Genomic DNA, 13,993 nt, shown 5'->3' on the forward strand with positions numbered 1-13,993 from the left:
AAAGCACACATTTGCTAACAATACAATTATGCTTGGCCGATGAGTGCCCCCCTCTCCCCCCCTCTCGTTGCAGGCGATCCTCAAGGCAGACATAGGCTGCCCTTTGGGGTGTGGGCAGTATTCATCGCTTTAGTACAAATAGTGTTGGGCATAGTATGGGGGCAATTTATTGACTACAACCCCACACTCAACGCACTCCCTGGATTACTCATCCCCTCTGGTGTCGTTCTGGCACTAGCATTGGCGCGCGACCCCCGATTTTGGATGAGCGCAGCCGCTGCACAGTTCATCTATGCGTTAGCCGGCAACACATCCATTGAATACAGCTTTTTGCTGGCCGCCATTGCAGCCTTAGAAATAGTGCTCACCTGCTGGATCATGCGCAAACTGCGCTTTGATGCCTCATTAGAGTCCCCACGCCACTTCATTACGTTGATGCTGGTGCTCGCTCTGGGCACACAAAACCTGAGCGCGCTTGGCTATAGCGTGGTCCTGCACCTTAGTCATCCCCTACTACAAGCTAGCCTGCGAGACTGTTATCTCAATCTCTGGGCCGTAAGCTTAATAGAAAAACTCTTATTCATTCCCCTGGTACTGGCGTGGGTGAAGGGCTGTACGTTTCAGCGACCACGACTCACCGAGTTTCTGCTCAGTACCGTACTGCTCTGCCTGGCTTCGTACTACGCCTACCGCTATGGCCCCAATGGGTTGTTTTTACTCTTACCTGCACTAGCATGGTTATCCACCAGACAGAACTTACTGCTCTTTAGCATCAGTCTGTTGTGCATGACCTCCACCATGTTGGTGGCACAGCAGTATGTGTACTCAGGCAACGAAGCCCCTGAACTACTTTGGTTCTTGCTGGGCAGTCTGCCCTTAGCTCTCACCTGTAACATCAGCTACCGCACACAGCAGCTCAAACAAGCGCAAAATCTGTATACCACGGATCAATACGACAAGCTGTTCAACCATGCTCCAGTACTGATTAACAGCTTTGATATGGATGGTCGCTGTATAGTGTGGAACAAAGAATGCGAGCGTGTATTTGGTTGGAAACGCGAAGAGTTATTCAACTCACCAGACCCTCTGGCACTACTGTATCCAGATACCATTCAACGCTCGGCAGCACGCCACAGCATCTTTACCCGTGAAGTCTCGTTTCAAACCTGGCACCCACGCACTAAACAAGGTCATAGACTCAGCACACTGTGGGGCAATATACAGATTGATGAGAACCATGCCATAGGCATTGGGATAAATCTCAGCGATCACGCCCGAGCCGAACAAGAACTACTGCTGGCTAAAGAGCGCTACGAAAATCTAGTACAACGTATTCCGGTGGGTGTGTTCACCCTACGCCAATCGCTAGACGGTGCCATCATGTATGAGTACGTCAGCCCGCGTCTGTGTGAAATGTATAGCCTGTCGGATAAAGCGATTTATGCCGACCCCAAAGCCATCAGCGACTGCTGGCACGAAGAAGACCGTGCAGAAACTATACGCTTAACTGCTGAGGCTCGTGCGTGGCTGCGCCCCATGCGCTTAGACACCCGCGCCATCATCAACGGCCAAGAGCGTTGGATACGCATAGAAAGCAACTCTACTCGCCTGCCTAACGGCGATATTCTGTGTGACGGTGTGCAAACCGACATCACTGAAACCCGTCGTAATGAGTTTGAGCAGCGCATTGCGGCCAGCGTATTTAAACGCAGTTATGACAGCATTCTGATTCTGGATGATGAGCATCGCATCATTAATGCCAACCCATCAGCCATACGTTTAAGCGGTTATACCCTAAGCGAATTGCGTGGTCATACTGTAGACCTGTTGCTGCCACCCTCATCACAAGCGGTGAACTACCAGCGTGCTATTTGGCAAGAAGTCATGACGACAGGCGCATGGCAAGGCGAAGTCACCATGCACTCCCATAATCAGACCGAGCGCCCCTTGCAGGTCTCTATTGTGCCGGTGCGCAATAACAAGGGAGCCATTCTGCGTTATATCGTGGTGGGGACCGATGTGAGCCTACTCAAAGCTCGCGAGGCACGTTTGGAGCGCCTGGCACACTTTGACTCGCTCACCCAATTGCCTAATCGCTACCTGCTTACCGATCGCTTACGACAAGCACTGTCACATGCCGACCGTAATCAAAACCTGCTGGCCACTTGCTATGTAGACCTAGATGGCTTTAAAGCTGTGAACGACCAGTATGGACACAGCATCGGTGACATGCTGCTTAAAGAGGTGGCGTTACGACTGACCAGCAAGCTACGAAAAACCGATACCGTTGCCCGCTTAGGCGGCGATGAAATGGTGTTATTACTGGGCGACTTTAAATCCCCCAAAGACTGCTGCGGCTTGCTGCAAGAACTGTTGAGCTTACTGGCTCAACCGTATCAAATACACGGTTTACAGCCCATCACCGTATCTGCCAGTATTGGGGTGAGCTTCTACCCTACCGATGCCACCGACCCAGAACGCCTGCTACAACTGGCTGACCAAGCCATGTATTTAGCTAAGCAGTCTGGAAAAAACACTTACTATTTTCACAATCAAGCCACAAAAGAATCGCCTCTCACCGATGTCTCGCTCTAAGCACTAACAGTACAATGTGGCGTTCATTCCGGCCGTCTATACCCTATGTTTTCTTGGGAGAACACCATGTCTCACGCGTTTCGCAACCGCCATACCCCAGCGGTAGCACTGTGTGCCGCTTTACTGTCTGCAGGCTTACTGGGCCACAGCCCCCTTACCTTGGCACAAGCCGCAGCACCAGCTAGCAACAGTTCACCTGCTACAGCACCAGAAACGCCAACGGTAGCGGCCACTCCAGAAGCACAAACTCCGGCGACTGCAACAGACGCGGACGCTACGCCTGCCCAAGAACCCGCTGCCGCTACAAACGCGACTGAGGCTGCACCCAAAGCACCGCCTGCTAACGTCATTACCGTCAATGACCCTGTGGATGCTTTCCCCGCGCCCGAGCCCGGTTTTGTACGTCATGTGATCCACTTGCCTGTGGGTAACTATGAAAATGATCTGAAAGTAGAACTGCTACCCGGCAAAGTCATAGAGACCGACTGCAACACGCGTCAGTTCATTGGTCAGCTAGAAGAAAAAACGCTAGAAGGCTGGGGTTATACCTACTATGTGCTTCCCAGTATAGAGGGCCCTATCTCAACAATGATGGCGTGTCCGGAAGACAGCAAAAAGATGCAGTTTGTGCCAGTGACTGGCAGTGCTGGCTCATTGTTGTACTACAATAGCCGATTGCCCGTCGTAGTCTATCTACCCGAAGAAGTAGAGCTACGGTGGCGCACCTGGGTCGCGACTCCTGTGGTCAGCGCTAACAGTCAATAATAACTATCTTTAGCAGCCGGCGGAGAGGCTCCATGATTGTTGCTATTACAGCCTTATTCGTCTTTCAATTACTAGGGGAAATCGTAGTCCAATACTTGGGCATACCATTACCCGGACCTTTAGCCGGCATGTTGCTGCTGCTTGCTGTATTCATCATACGCGGTGGCATTCCTACCGAGCTTGATAAAGCAGGCACAGCGCTATTGCAGCATTTGATGCTGCTGTTCATTCCTACGGTCACAGGGATCATGCTGTTCTTTGACAAGATTGCCGAAGAATGGCTGCCCTTTATTGTGGGTAACTTGCTAGCGGTAGCACTGACTATCTTCTGCACCGCTTTTGTGCTCAAAAAACTGATGACCAGACAAGCAGACAAGGAAGAACAATGAACGACGATTTCTTCCGTATCTGGGTCTTCCTGACCGAGTCACCCTTGCTGTGGTTAACACTCACACTCTGCGTGTATTTGTTCACCCTGACTATCTACAAGCGTGCTAATTCCAACTCATTTCTGTTGCCCGTGCTGACCTCGGTAGTGATTCTGGTACCCATTTTGCAATGGACAGACACCCCGTATGAGCACTACTTTGAAGGTGCACAGTTTATACAATTGTTGATTGGCCCAGCTACCGTAGCATTGGCGATCCCACTGTATAAACAGTTGAAACTGCTACGCCAACACTGGAAGCCCATTATGGCCGCACTATTTGTGGGCACCAACGTGGCTATGTTTAGTACGGTGTTTATTGCGTGGGCGTTGGGTGGTTCGTCGGCCATCATTATTGCCATGATGCCTAAATCGGCCACTATGCCTATAGCCATGGCGCTGGTGGATTATTTTGGTAGTGAGCCGTCGCTGGCTGCTGTGTCGGTAGCTATTACCGGCATTGGTGGCACCATTATTGCTGTGCCGCTGCTGCGCATGATGAAGGTCACAGACCCCATTACTGAAGGCTTTACGCTAGGTTTAACGGCGCACGCTATTGGTACAGCACGCTCTATGCAGCTCAATCAAACCACGGGAGCTTTTGCAGCCTTGGGTATGAGCCTGACTGGTATTGCTACCGCGTTGCTCATGCCCGCTGCCGTTGCTATAGGCCGCTCACTGGGTATGTTGTAATTACTCTGTACGATCCAACGCCAGGATTTGCTGCTTACGCCAGCGCAGTAAGAACAGCCCTGGCAAGGCAATCACAATAGTCACCAAGAAGAAGGTAGGCCAGCCTAAACCTTCCACTAAAAATGGGGTTAGTGGGCCTGCCAAATAGGTACGTCCCACTGCCGCCAAAGCTGATAGCAGCGCAAACTGCGTGGCCGAGAACTGTCTATTGCACAGTGCCATCAAGAGAGCCACAGACGCTACCGTACCCAAGCCGCCGCATAGGTTCTCTAGCCCCACTACCACTGCCATCAGCCACAGCTCAGACGCGTTCACCGCCAAGACCCAGTACCCTAGGTTAGACACTGCCTGCAAAATACCAAATAGCATCAAGGCTCGGTACAGACCCAACTTTGCCATCATGCTGCCGCCTAACAGCGCCCCAGCAATGGTGCTCGCTAAGCCGAATATTTTATTGATGTAGCCGATTTCGCTTAAGCTGAACCCTGCACCACGAATCAAAAATGTGGTGGATAGCGCCCCAGCAAATGCATCACCCAGCTTGTACAGCACAATCAGCAGCAATAAGCTCAGCGCCCCCTCGCGGGAGAAAAACTCTTTAAATGGCTCTACTACCGCATCACGCAAGTTACGCGGAGGCTTCACTTTCAGCTCAGGCTCAGGGGCCATCAACGTCGCTACCATACACCCAGCCATCAATAAGCCCATCAGCATGTAGGTATACTGCCAACCCAACCATTTGTCAGCCAGAATCAGGGCCAAACCACTGGATACCAACATGGCTATACGGTAGCCCAACACACGCAAGGCAGCACCCGCCGCTCGCTCGTCTTGGTGCAAGACATCAGTACTGTATGCATCAAAAGCAATATCTTGCGTGGCCGACATAAAGGCCACAAACACCGCCAACAAGGCTAACGGCATGAGCTGTGTGCCGGGCGATAATAACCCCATACCCACAATGGATAGCGCCAGCAACAATTGAGAAATGAGAATCCAACCGCGTCTACGCCCTAAGATAGGGAATGCAAAGCGATCTATCAGTGGTGCCCACAAAAATTTCAGCGTGTAGGCTGACCCCACCAGCGTCAAAAAGCCAATTTGCGTCAAACTGACATTTTCTACGGTAGCCCAAGCCTGTAACGTCCCACTTGTCAGAGCCAGTGGCAAGCCACTCGCAAACCCCAACGCCAGCAATGACAACACTCGGGGACTGGCATAGGGAGACGCCATAATGCTAAAACCTTTATCTAAGCTGCCGCATGCGGCGATTCAAAACGATATACAGCCAAACGACTACGCAGGCTAGGTAATACACGCACCTCAGTACTGTGGTCAAAGGCTGCACGATGAGTGATACGTAAATTCAGTGAACGTGCCAGATCTTCAAAATCTTTGAACGTACACAAGTGGATATTGGGCGTGTCATACCATTGGTACGGCATTTCACCCGATACTGGCATACGTCCAGCCAAAATAGACAAACCGTGTGACCAGTGTCCAAAGTTCGGGAAAGACACAACTCCGAACCGCGCCACTCGTGCCATTTCGCGCAAAATATGTTCGGTATTCAACATAGACTGCAAGGTCTTAGATAATACCACCGTGTCAAAAGACTGGTCTGTAAACAATGCCAAACCTTGTTCCAAGTCTTGCTGAATCACAGGTACGCCGCGGCGTACACAGCTAATCATAGACTGCGGATGACGCTCTACGCCTATGCCATCCACCTGCAACGAGTCGCGCAAGTGAGCTAACAATTTACCATCGGCACAGCCCAAATCCAGCACACTGGAGGAAGGCTCAATCCACGATGCAATACGCTGTAAGTCAGGACGCTGCGCTAAAGACGCTGTATGTATGTTGCTCATGCTAATACTCCCGTTACTCGTGCACGGGCTCCCAACCCCATAGTCTCTGCAATATGGTCATAATATCCTTGCACCACCCCGTGATAACGCTCGTCATCTAACAAGAACGCGTCGTGCCCATGCGGCGCATCCACTTCGGCATATGTCACTGACAGCCTGTTTTTCAACAGTGCTTGCACGATTTCACGTGAACACTCCGGAGAGAAGCGCCAGTCTGTAGTGAACGACACCAACAAGAACTTCGCTTTCACATGCGCCAAAGCTTTGGCCAAATCACCATTATGCTGACGCGAGGGGTCGAAATAATCCAACGCACGCGTAATCAGCAAATAGGTATTCGCATCAAAATAGGTAGAAAATTTCTCGCCTTGATAACGCAGGTAGGACTCCACCTCGAACTCTACGTCGTAACCATAGCGATACGCTTGTCCATCCAAAGGATTACGCTGACTACGGCCAAATTTCTCGGCCATGACCGTATCGGACAAATAGGTGATATGACCCAACATACGCGCCACACCCAACCCACTACGCGGCACGGTGTTGTGCGCATAGTAATCCCCAGCATGAAACTCAGGATCAGAAATAATGGCTCGTCGCGCCACTTCGTTAAACGCAATGTTCTGCGCGCTTAATCGAGGTGTACTAGCGATAACAATGCAGTTTTCTAGACGATCTGGTTGGCTAATCGCCCATTCCAGTGCTTGCATCCCCCCCAGCGAACCGCCCATGACAGCAGCGAATTTTTGGATGCCAAAATAATCTGCCAAACGAGCCTGAGCATTCACCCAATCTTCCACTGTCAAAATAGGAAAATCGGCGCCCCATGGCTTATCAGTCGCAGGATTCGTAGAGGCTGGGCCTGTCGAGCCAAAGCATGAACCTATGTTGTTCACACCTATGACAAAGAAACGGTCGGTATCCAACGGTTTGCCGGGGCCAACCATGTTGTCCCACCAGCCTATGTTTTTAGGATTGGTAGCATCTATGCCGGCCACATGGTGCGAGGCGTTTAACGCGTGGCACACCAGCACCGCATTGCTGCGATCGTCGTTCAATGTGCCATAGCTTTCCACACACAGCTCATACTGCGGCAGCACTTGGCCGCTTTTCAGCAGCAAGGGCTCGGAAAAACCAATGATTTCTGGTTTGACTATACCCACCGAACCTTCAGGAACGATGGCATCAGACAAGCCTGCCGTAACAGGAATAGAATTAGCAGTAGTACCCATAGGGACCTCTTTAGCTGGATTTATGGAGCGCCCGCAAGCGGATCAGGCAAATCGGCGCAAACAAATGAATTGATCGATAAAAGTGTATCACTTGGCGCCCGCTTGCACAGCCCCACTGCTGCTTTTTTTGGGCAAAGCCTACCTGATCGGCATATACTGCTTTAATTCCTATCAAACTAGTACTATTTAATAGGGTTATCCAACCCCCGTGGTGGCCTCAATGAATACTCGCTCCAGACTACTCCACGTCCTTCAAAATCAGCCTGATATCCTGCGCACGTTACGACGCGGTATAGAAAAAGAAGGACTGCGAGTTGATACGTCTGCACACCTGTCTCGACGCCCGCACCCTGTTGCGCTGGGCTCTGCTCTGACCAACAAGCACATCACTACAGACTATTCAGAAGCACTGCTGGAGCTGATCACAGGCACGCATCACAACGTGGCTAGTCTGTTGGATGAGCTAGAAGCTATACACATTTTCACCGCCCAAGGCATAGACACTGAAACCATGTGGAATCAGTCCATGCCAGCCTTGCTGCCTAGCGAAAAAGACATTCCTATCGCGTGGTACGGCAAGTCCAATGTGGGCATGATGAAGCACATTTACCGACGCGGCTTAGCCGAGCGTTACGGTAAACGTATGCAGTGTATTGCTGGCATACATTACAACTTCTCGTTGCCCGACACCCTATGGCCATTGATGGGCTTTGAGGGCTTGGACTTACAAGAACAACGCTCTACGGGTTATTTGGCACTGATCCGTAACTTCACCCGTTACTCGTGGCTGCTGATGTACCTGTTTGGTGCATCACCCGTAGTGTCTAGTGGTTTCTTGAAAGGCCACTCGCTGGCTTTGGAACAAGTCGCCCCTGACAGCTACACCTTGCCGTGGGCGACCAGCTTACGCATGAGCGATCTGGGCTATCAAAACAAAGAAGCTCAGGCCGAACTACAACTGTGCTACAACGATCTGGACACCTTCTTGATGCGCATGCTGCACGCAACACGCACACCGTGGCCTGATTACGAACGCCTAGGCACACACCGTGACGGTGAGTGGATCCAGCTCAACACCAATATTCTGCAGATAGAAAACGAGTACTACTCCAACATACGCCCTAAACGTACCACGCAGTCAGGCGAACGCCCTTCGGCTGCGCTAGCACAACGTGGTGTGGAGTACGTGGAAGTACGCTGTCTGGATATAGACCCCTATTCCCCATTAGGCATTAGCGAACAAAGCTGTCACTTCTTAGACACCTTCTTGTTATTCTGTACTTTAGAGTCCAGCGATGAGTTCCCTAACAACGGCTTCTGTCAGCACAGTAAAAACAACTTTGCCCACGTCGTACGTGAAGGCCGTAAGCCTGGCCTGATTCTGCACACACCAGAACACGGCAGTATTAGTCTTCAAGACTGGGGTAACCAACTGCTGGAAGCGATGGCCCCGTATGCTGATCTATTGGATCAGCACTTACAAAGCGGCCACGCCCACCGCGATGCTCTGAATGCTCAGCTCCATAAGCTACGCGATCCAGACAACACACCCTCAGCACGTTTGCTGCGAGATCTAAGCGCTTCTGGTTTGAGCTTTGTAGACTTTAGCCTGAAACAAAGCCAAGCTCATCGTCAGCACTTGTTGGATACGGCCCTGTGCCCTAAACGCCAAGCCGCTTACGAACAAGCCGCAACAGAGTCCCTGACTTTGCAAGAAAACATTGAGTCAGCCCAAGCGAATCAAAGCTTTGAGGACTACTTAAGCTCTTTTGAAACCAATAGCTAACCCCGCTATTCGGTCATAAAAAAAGCAGAACCTACTTACAGGTTCTGCTTTTTTATGTGCGATCAACATAGTAGCGGCTAGGCTTTTATGCTGAAGCACAAACAGGGGGGTTATTTACGCCGCCTGCTTTTATTCAGAAGCGACTTCGTCTTCCGCTGGTGCTGCAGGCTCAGCAAAACCGGCACCGGCTTCGTTCGCCATATAAACTATCGCACGTTCAACCTCGAGGTTTTCCAAACTTGCGTTACCACCACGGGCTGGCATAGCTCCTTTACCGTTCAGCGCGACTGTCAGCATCGCATCGTAACCTTGCTGTACGAATGGAGACCACGCTTCAGCGCTACCAAACAACGGCGCTCCTGCAATCCCCGAGGAGTGACAGGTCGCACAGGTTGATTCGTATACTTCTTTACCTGTTTTCAGCACTTTAGGCCCTTCCGCTACGAGTTCTGCTGGCCCCAGTACAAAACCTGCTACAGGTTGAATACGGGCAGCAATAGCTTCATGGGCTTGATCGTTATAGCTAGCACCGGCTTTCAGCCCCACCGAAAACAAGTTCACTAGCATCACCACCAGTGCGATAGGCACAATCACGGCCAAGATCACAACCAGCATGATTTGCTGTAAAGAGAATTTTGGGCCTTGCTGGCCACCTTGATTATTATGGAGTTGTTCCGTATTGCTCATAATCGGATCCCGCAAATTTGAACAGTAACAGGCGACAACTCTTTACGAGCCACGCCAAAATTAAAGACGCATACACGCACTGCCATACCTACGCTTCCCTTCTAGGCAATCCGTACATAGTGACTAACATCGCATTATAGCGGACTGCACCCAACTTGTACGCACACCATGCCCTAACCTGCCGTCTACACCCTATAGCTTCCAGCATTTTTTCCAAAAACAAGGTAAAATGCTTAGTTCTGCGACCATAGTTCAATGGATAGAATTAGAGTTTCCGAAGCTCTCGATACAGGTTCGATTCCTGTTGGTCGCGCCACTACATCAAACAGCCACCACACAACATTGTGTATGCTTTCTCGGCTCTACCGCCTTTTATCATTAAAGGCGCGTCATTAGTTTCTCTGTTTCCGCTATCACTCATCCAACTTGCCCAACTGCTTCACCTCAAGAGGCTATCTACGCGTGAAAAAACTCCTTGCCCTATTAGGATGTGGACTGACCGTTTTCTCTTTTCAGGTACACGCACACCCACATGCTTGGATAGACGTACAAAGCAATATCGTACTCTCGGAAGATGGCCAAATACAGGCTATAGAACAAGCGTGGTTGTTTGATGACTTATACAGCGCCGCCATACTGGATGGCATTGCAGAAGACTATGAAAACACTGACCAAGCCCTGCAACAGTACGCCACGGATGTCATCCACAACCTTGAGCCCTACAGCTACTTCATTCGCCTTGTTATCAATGATCAGCGCGCGGCATTCGGCACCATCACACAGTTTTCTATAGAGAAGCGTGGCTCACAACTGCTGTTATCCTTTTCTGCACCATTAGCAAAACCTGTAGACCCACGACAGGACACCGTCTCTTTCTCGGTCTACGACCCCACCTACTATATACACATGACTCACCCTGCAGAGTCGCCCCCTACGCTGTACCCAAACCATGGGTTGCCGTGCAGTGCCTACATCACCCAGCCTACCCCCTCTGCCGAGGACTTCAGCCGCGCCTTTGCATTAGATAAAGGTGACAGTGTTGACGACGATCTGGGTCACTTATTTGCAGAAAAAGTACATATACAATGCCCGAACTAAGCCCGTCATCCACACGTCTGTGGACACGCTCTGTAGTCATCGCAGCACTCATTCTTGTCGTCATAGGGCTCTTATACCGCTATGTGCCGTGGAATCAGTTTTTGCTGTGGGTACTAAAAACCCAAGCACAACTACATAGACAACTGGCGACCACACTGCGTGTGGTGTCTCAGGGTGGCTGGTCTGCGGCATGGCCACTGATTGGTATTAGTTTGCTATATGGTGTGTTTCATGCAGCGGGACCAGGGCATGGTAAAGCTGTGATCACCACTTATTTAGGCACCAGTAGAACCCTATTACGCCGAGGGATTATGCTTTCCATTGCCTCATCACTCATGCAGGGTGCTGTTGCGGTTCTCTTGGTAGAGCTTTTAGCCAAGTTGCTGGGTTACTCATTACGCCATACCCAACAAGCCGCCACTCAACTGGAAAATATTAGTTTTGCATTTGTGATAGCACTGGGCGCCATTCTGGCACTGCGTAGTGCGCGCAAGCTCTATCAACACTGGAAACGTCCTAAACCCGCAAGTAAAGGGCTGTTTACTACTGGCCGAAAAATGCAGTCGTATTGTGCCGAGTGTGGTGGCGCCCATCAATTAAACCAAACACACCTCAGCCAACCATTAACATGGCGCACTGCTATCCCCATCATCATGGCTATAGGATTGCGACCATGTACAGGCGCGACCTTAGTCTTGCTAGGCGCGTATTCTTTGGACTTGCGCTGGGTGGGTATTGCCGCTGTCGTAGCCATGTCCATAGGCACAGCCCTCACAGTGAGCGTATTAGCCATTATTACCGTATCGTTCAAGCAGTTGGCCTTACGATTTTTTCAACGCCAGTCCGGCTCAACTCCCCATCACCTTTACTTTGACTTGCTGGGTTTGCTAGGGGGCATGGTGATTTTGCTGCTAGGCATAGGGCTATTGCAGCAAGGGCTACGTAGCACCCCAAACCCGCTGTTCTAGAACACGGCACCTACGGCCACTGTTTCGTTATTTGCAGTGTACGTGAACGGTCTCGGCAAACAGTGCACCAAATTGTGGGCCTACCTCTAGCCCACTATCAATAGCAGCCGCTTTTAAGAAGTCTTCAGTAGTGGGTTCTGGGTATTGCAGCCGCACCTCACACTCAAGCGCCGAGTCGCCCTGCATACGTGGAGGCGTTTCTGGGTGCTGCAGTATTTCAATATAAAAAGACGGGTCAAAAACCGCTAACTCAAGGTCTGAATCAGCCATTTTAATAGGCTGCTGTAACAGCACCGTGAAGCGTAAGTGCAGCTCATCATCACGAAGATCGCCCGAAAACTGCACCACATCCCCTAAGGCTAAAGCTAAAGTTGTCGTAATTCCAGTGCTGCTCTATCCCAGTGACATACCCATCAGCAAACATCAAAAACGAGGTTTCTACGTAAATCCACGCATGCGGGTGTGACTGTACGGTGAAAGGCAACATACTCAATACGACGCACATCAGCCCTTTCCTACATAGGCAGGCGCTCAGCCTCTTGCCCCAGTTCTGTACCCTCTGCAAAACACCCTGCATTACTCTACATACCCCTGTGTTCTTACCTATGCACCATGGTGGCGGATGTGATCAACTATACGCTTTCAAACACAGACTCTATCTCACCATCCGCAAAAATCAGCGTGACCATATGTGAGGTGTTGTCGGCGTCTTGTATGTGTAGCTCTAGGCTATCGCCCTGTAATAGCGCACAGCTCAGTGTTACCTGATGATCACCTATCCATGCCGTACCGGTGACCTCTTGGAATGTTTGTTGCAATTCCACGTAATAGGTCTTGCCGTCTAAACCTTCCCACTCCCATGCCCCCTCTACCTGAGCAGGCACTATCCACTTGTAGATGCTAATGCCACTAAGCTCTAGCTCTTCGTCTGCCTTCCAATCCCCCATGCTGAACGCATGAGAAATAATGCGTGCACCAGGACGTAATTCGCTGAGCAAACGAGGCCGTAAATCCAAGTTAACAGACTCTAGCAGGTATAAGGTCACCACCGTGGCATCACTGATGTCAGCCGTAAAAATGCTCTCTTCCAGGAAATCCACCAGATGTTCTACTCGGGCATGCGCTGCATTTTCCATGGCATCAGCAACACGCAATGGATCCATTTCTATGCCTATGCCCTGCGTGCCATAAGCTCTAGCAGCGGCAATCACAATACGACCATCGCCACAACCTAAGTCGTACAGCACATCTTTGGCATTGACCCGTGCCAGGCCCAGCATTTTCTTGATGACGCTGTCATCAGTAGGCACGAATGGCACATCTAGCAGAATTTCTGGTCCTGCAGACATGTCATCCAAATCATCAATCAAGTCTCTAAACACGGGCAACCCCCTATAACAGTGAGGCTCTTAAGACAAAAAGCATACGTACATACTAACCCCATTCGCCAAAGACACTATGCATCGTGCTATCGCGCAACGCCTATACCTATAGTATGACCGCTTTACACCAAACCCGTCTGCGCCTATCCATATAGTATGTCTTCATCAAAAAAGCACCCCGCGGCTAGAAACTAGCCTAGGAGTGCTTTTATGACTTCAAACGCCACAACGCATTGGTTATGGCGCTATGCATTAGCAGCACATAATTCTGCCCTTACCGCCGTAACGTGCTGCCTGCCTTTCTTTAAAAAAAGTAGCGTAGTCCATAGGCTCCTGATCTGGATGTGTAGTTTGCATATGCTTCACATACACATCGTAATCCGGCACCCCTACCATCAGGCGTAACGTACGCCCTAGGTAACGACCTGTTTGAGCGCCCGTTTGTGTGGCTGAACGGGCAAAGCTGCTGAATAATCCAGTGGTTTTCAT

15 protein-coding genes and 1 tRNA gene are annotated in these 13,993 nt (G+C 50.6%); 8 read left to right on the forward strand and 8 right to left on the reverse strand.

Annotated features, from left to right (window positions below; translation table 11 throughout):
* Nucleotides 1-39 precede the first annotated feature (39 nt).
* The 4 genes from AC3QL0_RS15345 (at nt 40) to AC3QL0_RS15360 (ending at nt 4,480) form a co-directional block, all read left to right on the forward strand.
* Nucleotides 40-2,595, forward strand: coding sequence for a diguanylate cyclase domain-containing protein (locus tag AC3QL0_RS15345; protein WP_493009250.1), 2,556 nt, complete (start codon nt 40-42; stop codon nt 2,593-2,595).
* A gap of 66 nt (nt 2,596-2,661) precedes the next feature.
* The gene (eco, locus tag AC3QL0_RS15350; RefSeq protein WP_493009251.1) at nt 2,662-3,360 is read left to right on the forward strand and encodes a serine protease inhibitor ecotin; all 699 of its coding nucleotides are present in this window, start codon (nt 2,662-2,664) and stop codon (nt 3,358-3,360) included.
* Between the two features lie 32 nt (nt 3,361-3,392).
* Nucleotides 3,393-3,749, forward strand: a complete 357-nt coding sequence (locus AC3QL0_RS15355) for a CidA/LrgA family protein (RefSeq protein WP_493009252.1) — start codon at nt 3,393-3,395, stop codon at nt 3,747-3,749.
* Nucleotides 3,746-4,480: an LrgB family protein gene (locus tag AC3QL0_RS15360; RefSeq protein WP_135864151.1), complete on the forward strand. Its 735-nt coding sequence runs from the start codon at nt 3,746-3,748 to the stop codon at nt 4,478-4,480. The genes AC3QL0_RS15355 and AC3QL0_RS15360 overlap by 4 nt, the downstream gene beginning before the upstream one ends.
* Here AC3QL0_RS15360 and AC3QL0_RS15365 read toward each other — a convergent pair whose 3' ends face one another.
* Genes AC3QL0_RS15365 through metX form a run of 3 tightly spaced genes read right to left on the reverse strand, consistent with a single transcriptional unit; the run spans nt 4,481 to nt 7,583 of the window.
* Nucleotides 4,481-5,713 (reverse strand): muropeptide transporter, encoded by a 1,233-nt coding sequence (locus AC3QL0_RS15365; protein ID WP_493009253.1) that lies wholly within the window; start codon nt 5,711-5,713, stop codon nt 4,481-4,483.
* A 17-nt stretch (nt 5,714-5,730) separates the two neighbouring features.
* Nucleotides 5,731-6,351, reverse strand: a complete 621-nt coding sequence (gene metW / locus AC3QL0_RS15370; protein WP_493009254.1) for a methionine biosynthesis protein MetW — start codon at nt 6,349-6,351, stop codon at nt 5,731-5,733.
* Entirely contained in the window at nt 6,348-7,583 is a 1,236-nt protein-coding gene (gene metX / locus AC3QL0_RS15375) for a homoserine O-succinyltransferase MetX (RefSeq protein WP_493009255.1), read from the reverse strand. The genes metW and metX overlap by 4 nt, the downstream gene beginning before the upstream one ends.
* A 220-nt stretch (nt 7,584-7,803) precedes the next feature.
* Between metX and gshA the strand changes: the two genes are divergently transcribed.
* Nucleotides 7,804-9,369: a glutamate--cysteine ligase gene (gshA, locus tag AC3QL0_RS15380; RefSeq protein WP_493009256.1), complete on the forward strand. Its 1,566-nt coding sequence runs from the start codon at nt 7,804-7,806 to the stop codon at nt 9,367-9,369.
* Nucleotides 9,370-9,498: 129 nt separating this feature from the next.
* Here gshA and AC3QL0_RS15385 read toward each other — a convergent pair whose 3' ends face one another.
* A complete protein-coding gene (locus tag AC3QL0_RS15385) occupies nt 9,499-10,056 on the reverse strand; it encodes a c-type cytochrome (protein ID WP_493009257.1) in 558 nt (185 codons plus the stop codon).
* A 241-nt stretch (nt 10,057-10,297) separates the two neighbouring features.
* On the opposite strand from AC3QL0_RS15385, the gene AC3QL0_RS15390 reads away from it, so the two are divergent.
* The 3 genes from AC3QL0_RS15390 to AC3QL0_RS15400 all read left to right on the forward strand — a co-directional run bounded on the left by AC3QL0_RS15390 (nt 10,298) and on the right by AC3QL0_RS15400 (nt 12,122).
* Nucleotides 10,298-10,372 (forward strand) — tRNA-Arg (locus tag AC3QL0_RS15390).
* Between the two features lie 146 nt (nt 10,373-10,518).
* Nucleotides 10,519-11,154 carry a DUF1007 family protein gene (locus tag AC3QL0_RS15395; RefSeq protein WP_493009258.1) on the forward strand — a complete coding sequence of 212 codons (636 nt, stop codon included), beginning with the start codon at nt 10,519-10,521 and terminating at the stop codon, nt 11,152-11,154.
* Nucleotides 11,142-12,122, forward strand: coding sequence for a nickel/cobalt transporter (locus AC3QL0_RS15400; protein WP_493009259.1), 981 nt, complete (start codon nt 11,142-11,144; stop codon nt 12,120-12,122). Before AC3QL0_RS15395 ends, AC3QL0_RS15400 begins: the two co-directional genes overlap by 13 nt.
* A gap of 27 nt (nt 12,123-12,149) precedes the next feature.
* Here AC3QL0_RS15400 and AC3QL0_RS15405 read toward each other — a convergent pair whose 3' ends face one another.
* From AC3QL0_RS15405 to AC3QL0_RS15420, 4 genes are all read right to left on the reverse strand, one after another.
* Entirely contained in the window at nt 12,150-12,467 is a 318-nt protein-coding gene (locus AC3QL0_RS15405) for a DUF1007 family protein (protein ID WP_493009260.1), read from the reverse strand.
* Nucleotides 12,442-12,699, reverse strand: a complete 258-nt coding sequence (locus AC3QL0_RS15410) for a DUF1007 family protein (protein WP_493009261.1) — start codon at nt 12,697-12,699, stop codon at nt 12,442-12,444. The genes AC3QL0_RS15405 and AC3QL0_RS15410 overlap by 26 nt, the downstream gene beginning before the upstream one ends.
* Before the next feature lie 55 nt (nt 12,700-12,754).
* Complete coding sequence (locus AC3QL0_RS15415) at nt 12,755-13,504, reverse strand: class I SAM-dependent methyltransferase (protein ID WP_493009262.1); 750 nt, start codon at nt 13,502-13,504, stop codon at nt 12,755-12,757.
* Between the two features lie 252 nt (nt 13,505-13,756).
* Entirely contained in the window at nt 13,757-13,993 is a 237-nt protein-coding gene (locus tag AC3QL0_RS15420) for a YbdD/YjiX family protein (protein WP_430221183.1), read from the reverse strand.

It is taken from the genome of Paenalcaligenes sp. GW821-LYS-B07-1, assembly GCF_058803365.1.

Excerpts from the sequence above, each read along its gene's own strand:
- AC3QL0_RS15345 (WP_493009250.1), top strand. The coding sequence starts at position 40 with ATGAGTGCCCCCCTCTCCCCCCCTCTCGTTGCAGGCGATCCTCAAGGC.
- metW (WP_493009254.1), bottom strand. The coding sequence starts at position 6,351 with ATGAGCAACATACATACAGCGTCTTTAGCGCAGCGTCCTGACTTACAG.
- AC3QL0_RS15400 (WP_493009259.1), top strand. The coding sequence starts at position 11,142 with ATGCCCGAACTAAGCCCGTCATCCACACGTCTGTGGACACGCTCTGTA.
- AC3QL0_RS15360 (WP_135864151.1), top strand. The coding sequence starts at position 3,746 with ATGAACGACGATTTCTTCCGTATCTGGGTCTTCCTGACCGAGTCACCC.
- metX (WP_493009255.1), bottom strand. The coding sequence starts at position 7,583 with ATGGGTACTACTGCTAATTCTATTCCTGTTACGGCAGGCTTGTCTGAT.
- AC3QL0_RS15355 (WP_493009252.1), top strand. The coding sequence starts at position 3,393 with ATGATTGTTGCTATTACAGCCTTATTCGTCTTTCAATTACTAGGGGAA.
- eco (WP_493009251.1), top strand. The coding sequence starts at position 2,662 with ATGTCTCACGCGTTTCGCAACCGCCATACCCCAGCGGTAGCACTGTGT.
- gshA (WP_493009256.1), top strand. The coding sequence starts at position 7,804 with ATGAATACTCGCTCCAGACTACTCCACGTCCTTCAAAATCAGCCTGAT.
- AC3QL0_RS15385 (WP_493009257.1), bottom strand. The coding sequence starts at position 10,056 with ATGAGCAATACGGAACAACTCCATAATAATCAAGGTGGCCAGCAAGGC.
- AC3QL0_RS15410 (WP_493009261.1), bottom strand. The coding sequence starts at position 12,699 with ATGCAGGGTGTTTTGCAGAGGGTACAGAACTGGGGCAAGAGGCTGAGC.
- AC3QL0_RS15365 (WP_493009253.1), bottom strand. The coding sequence starts at position 5,713 with ATGGCGTCTCCCTATGCCAGTCCCCGAGTGTTGTCATTGCTGGCGTTG.
- AC3QL0_RS15420 (WP_430221183.1), bottom strand. The coding sequence starts at position 13,993 with ATGAAAACCACTGGATTATTCAGCAGCTTTGCCCGTTCAGCCACACAA.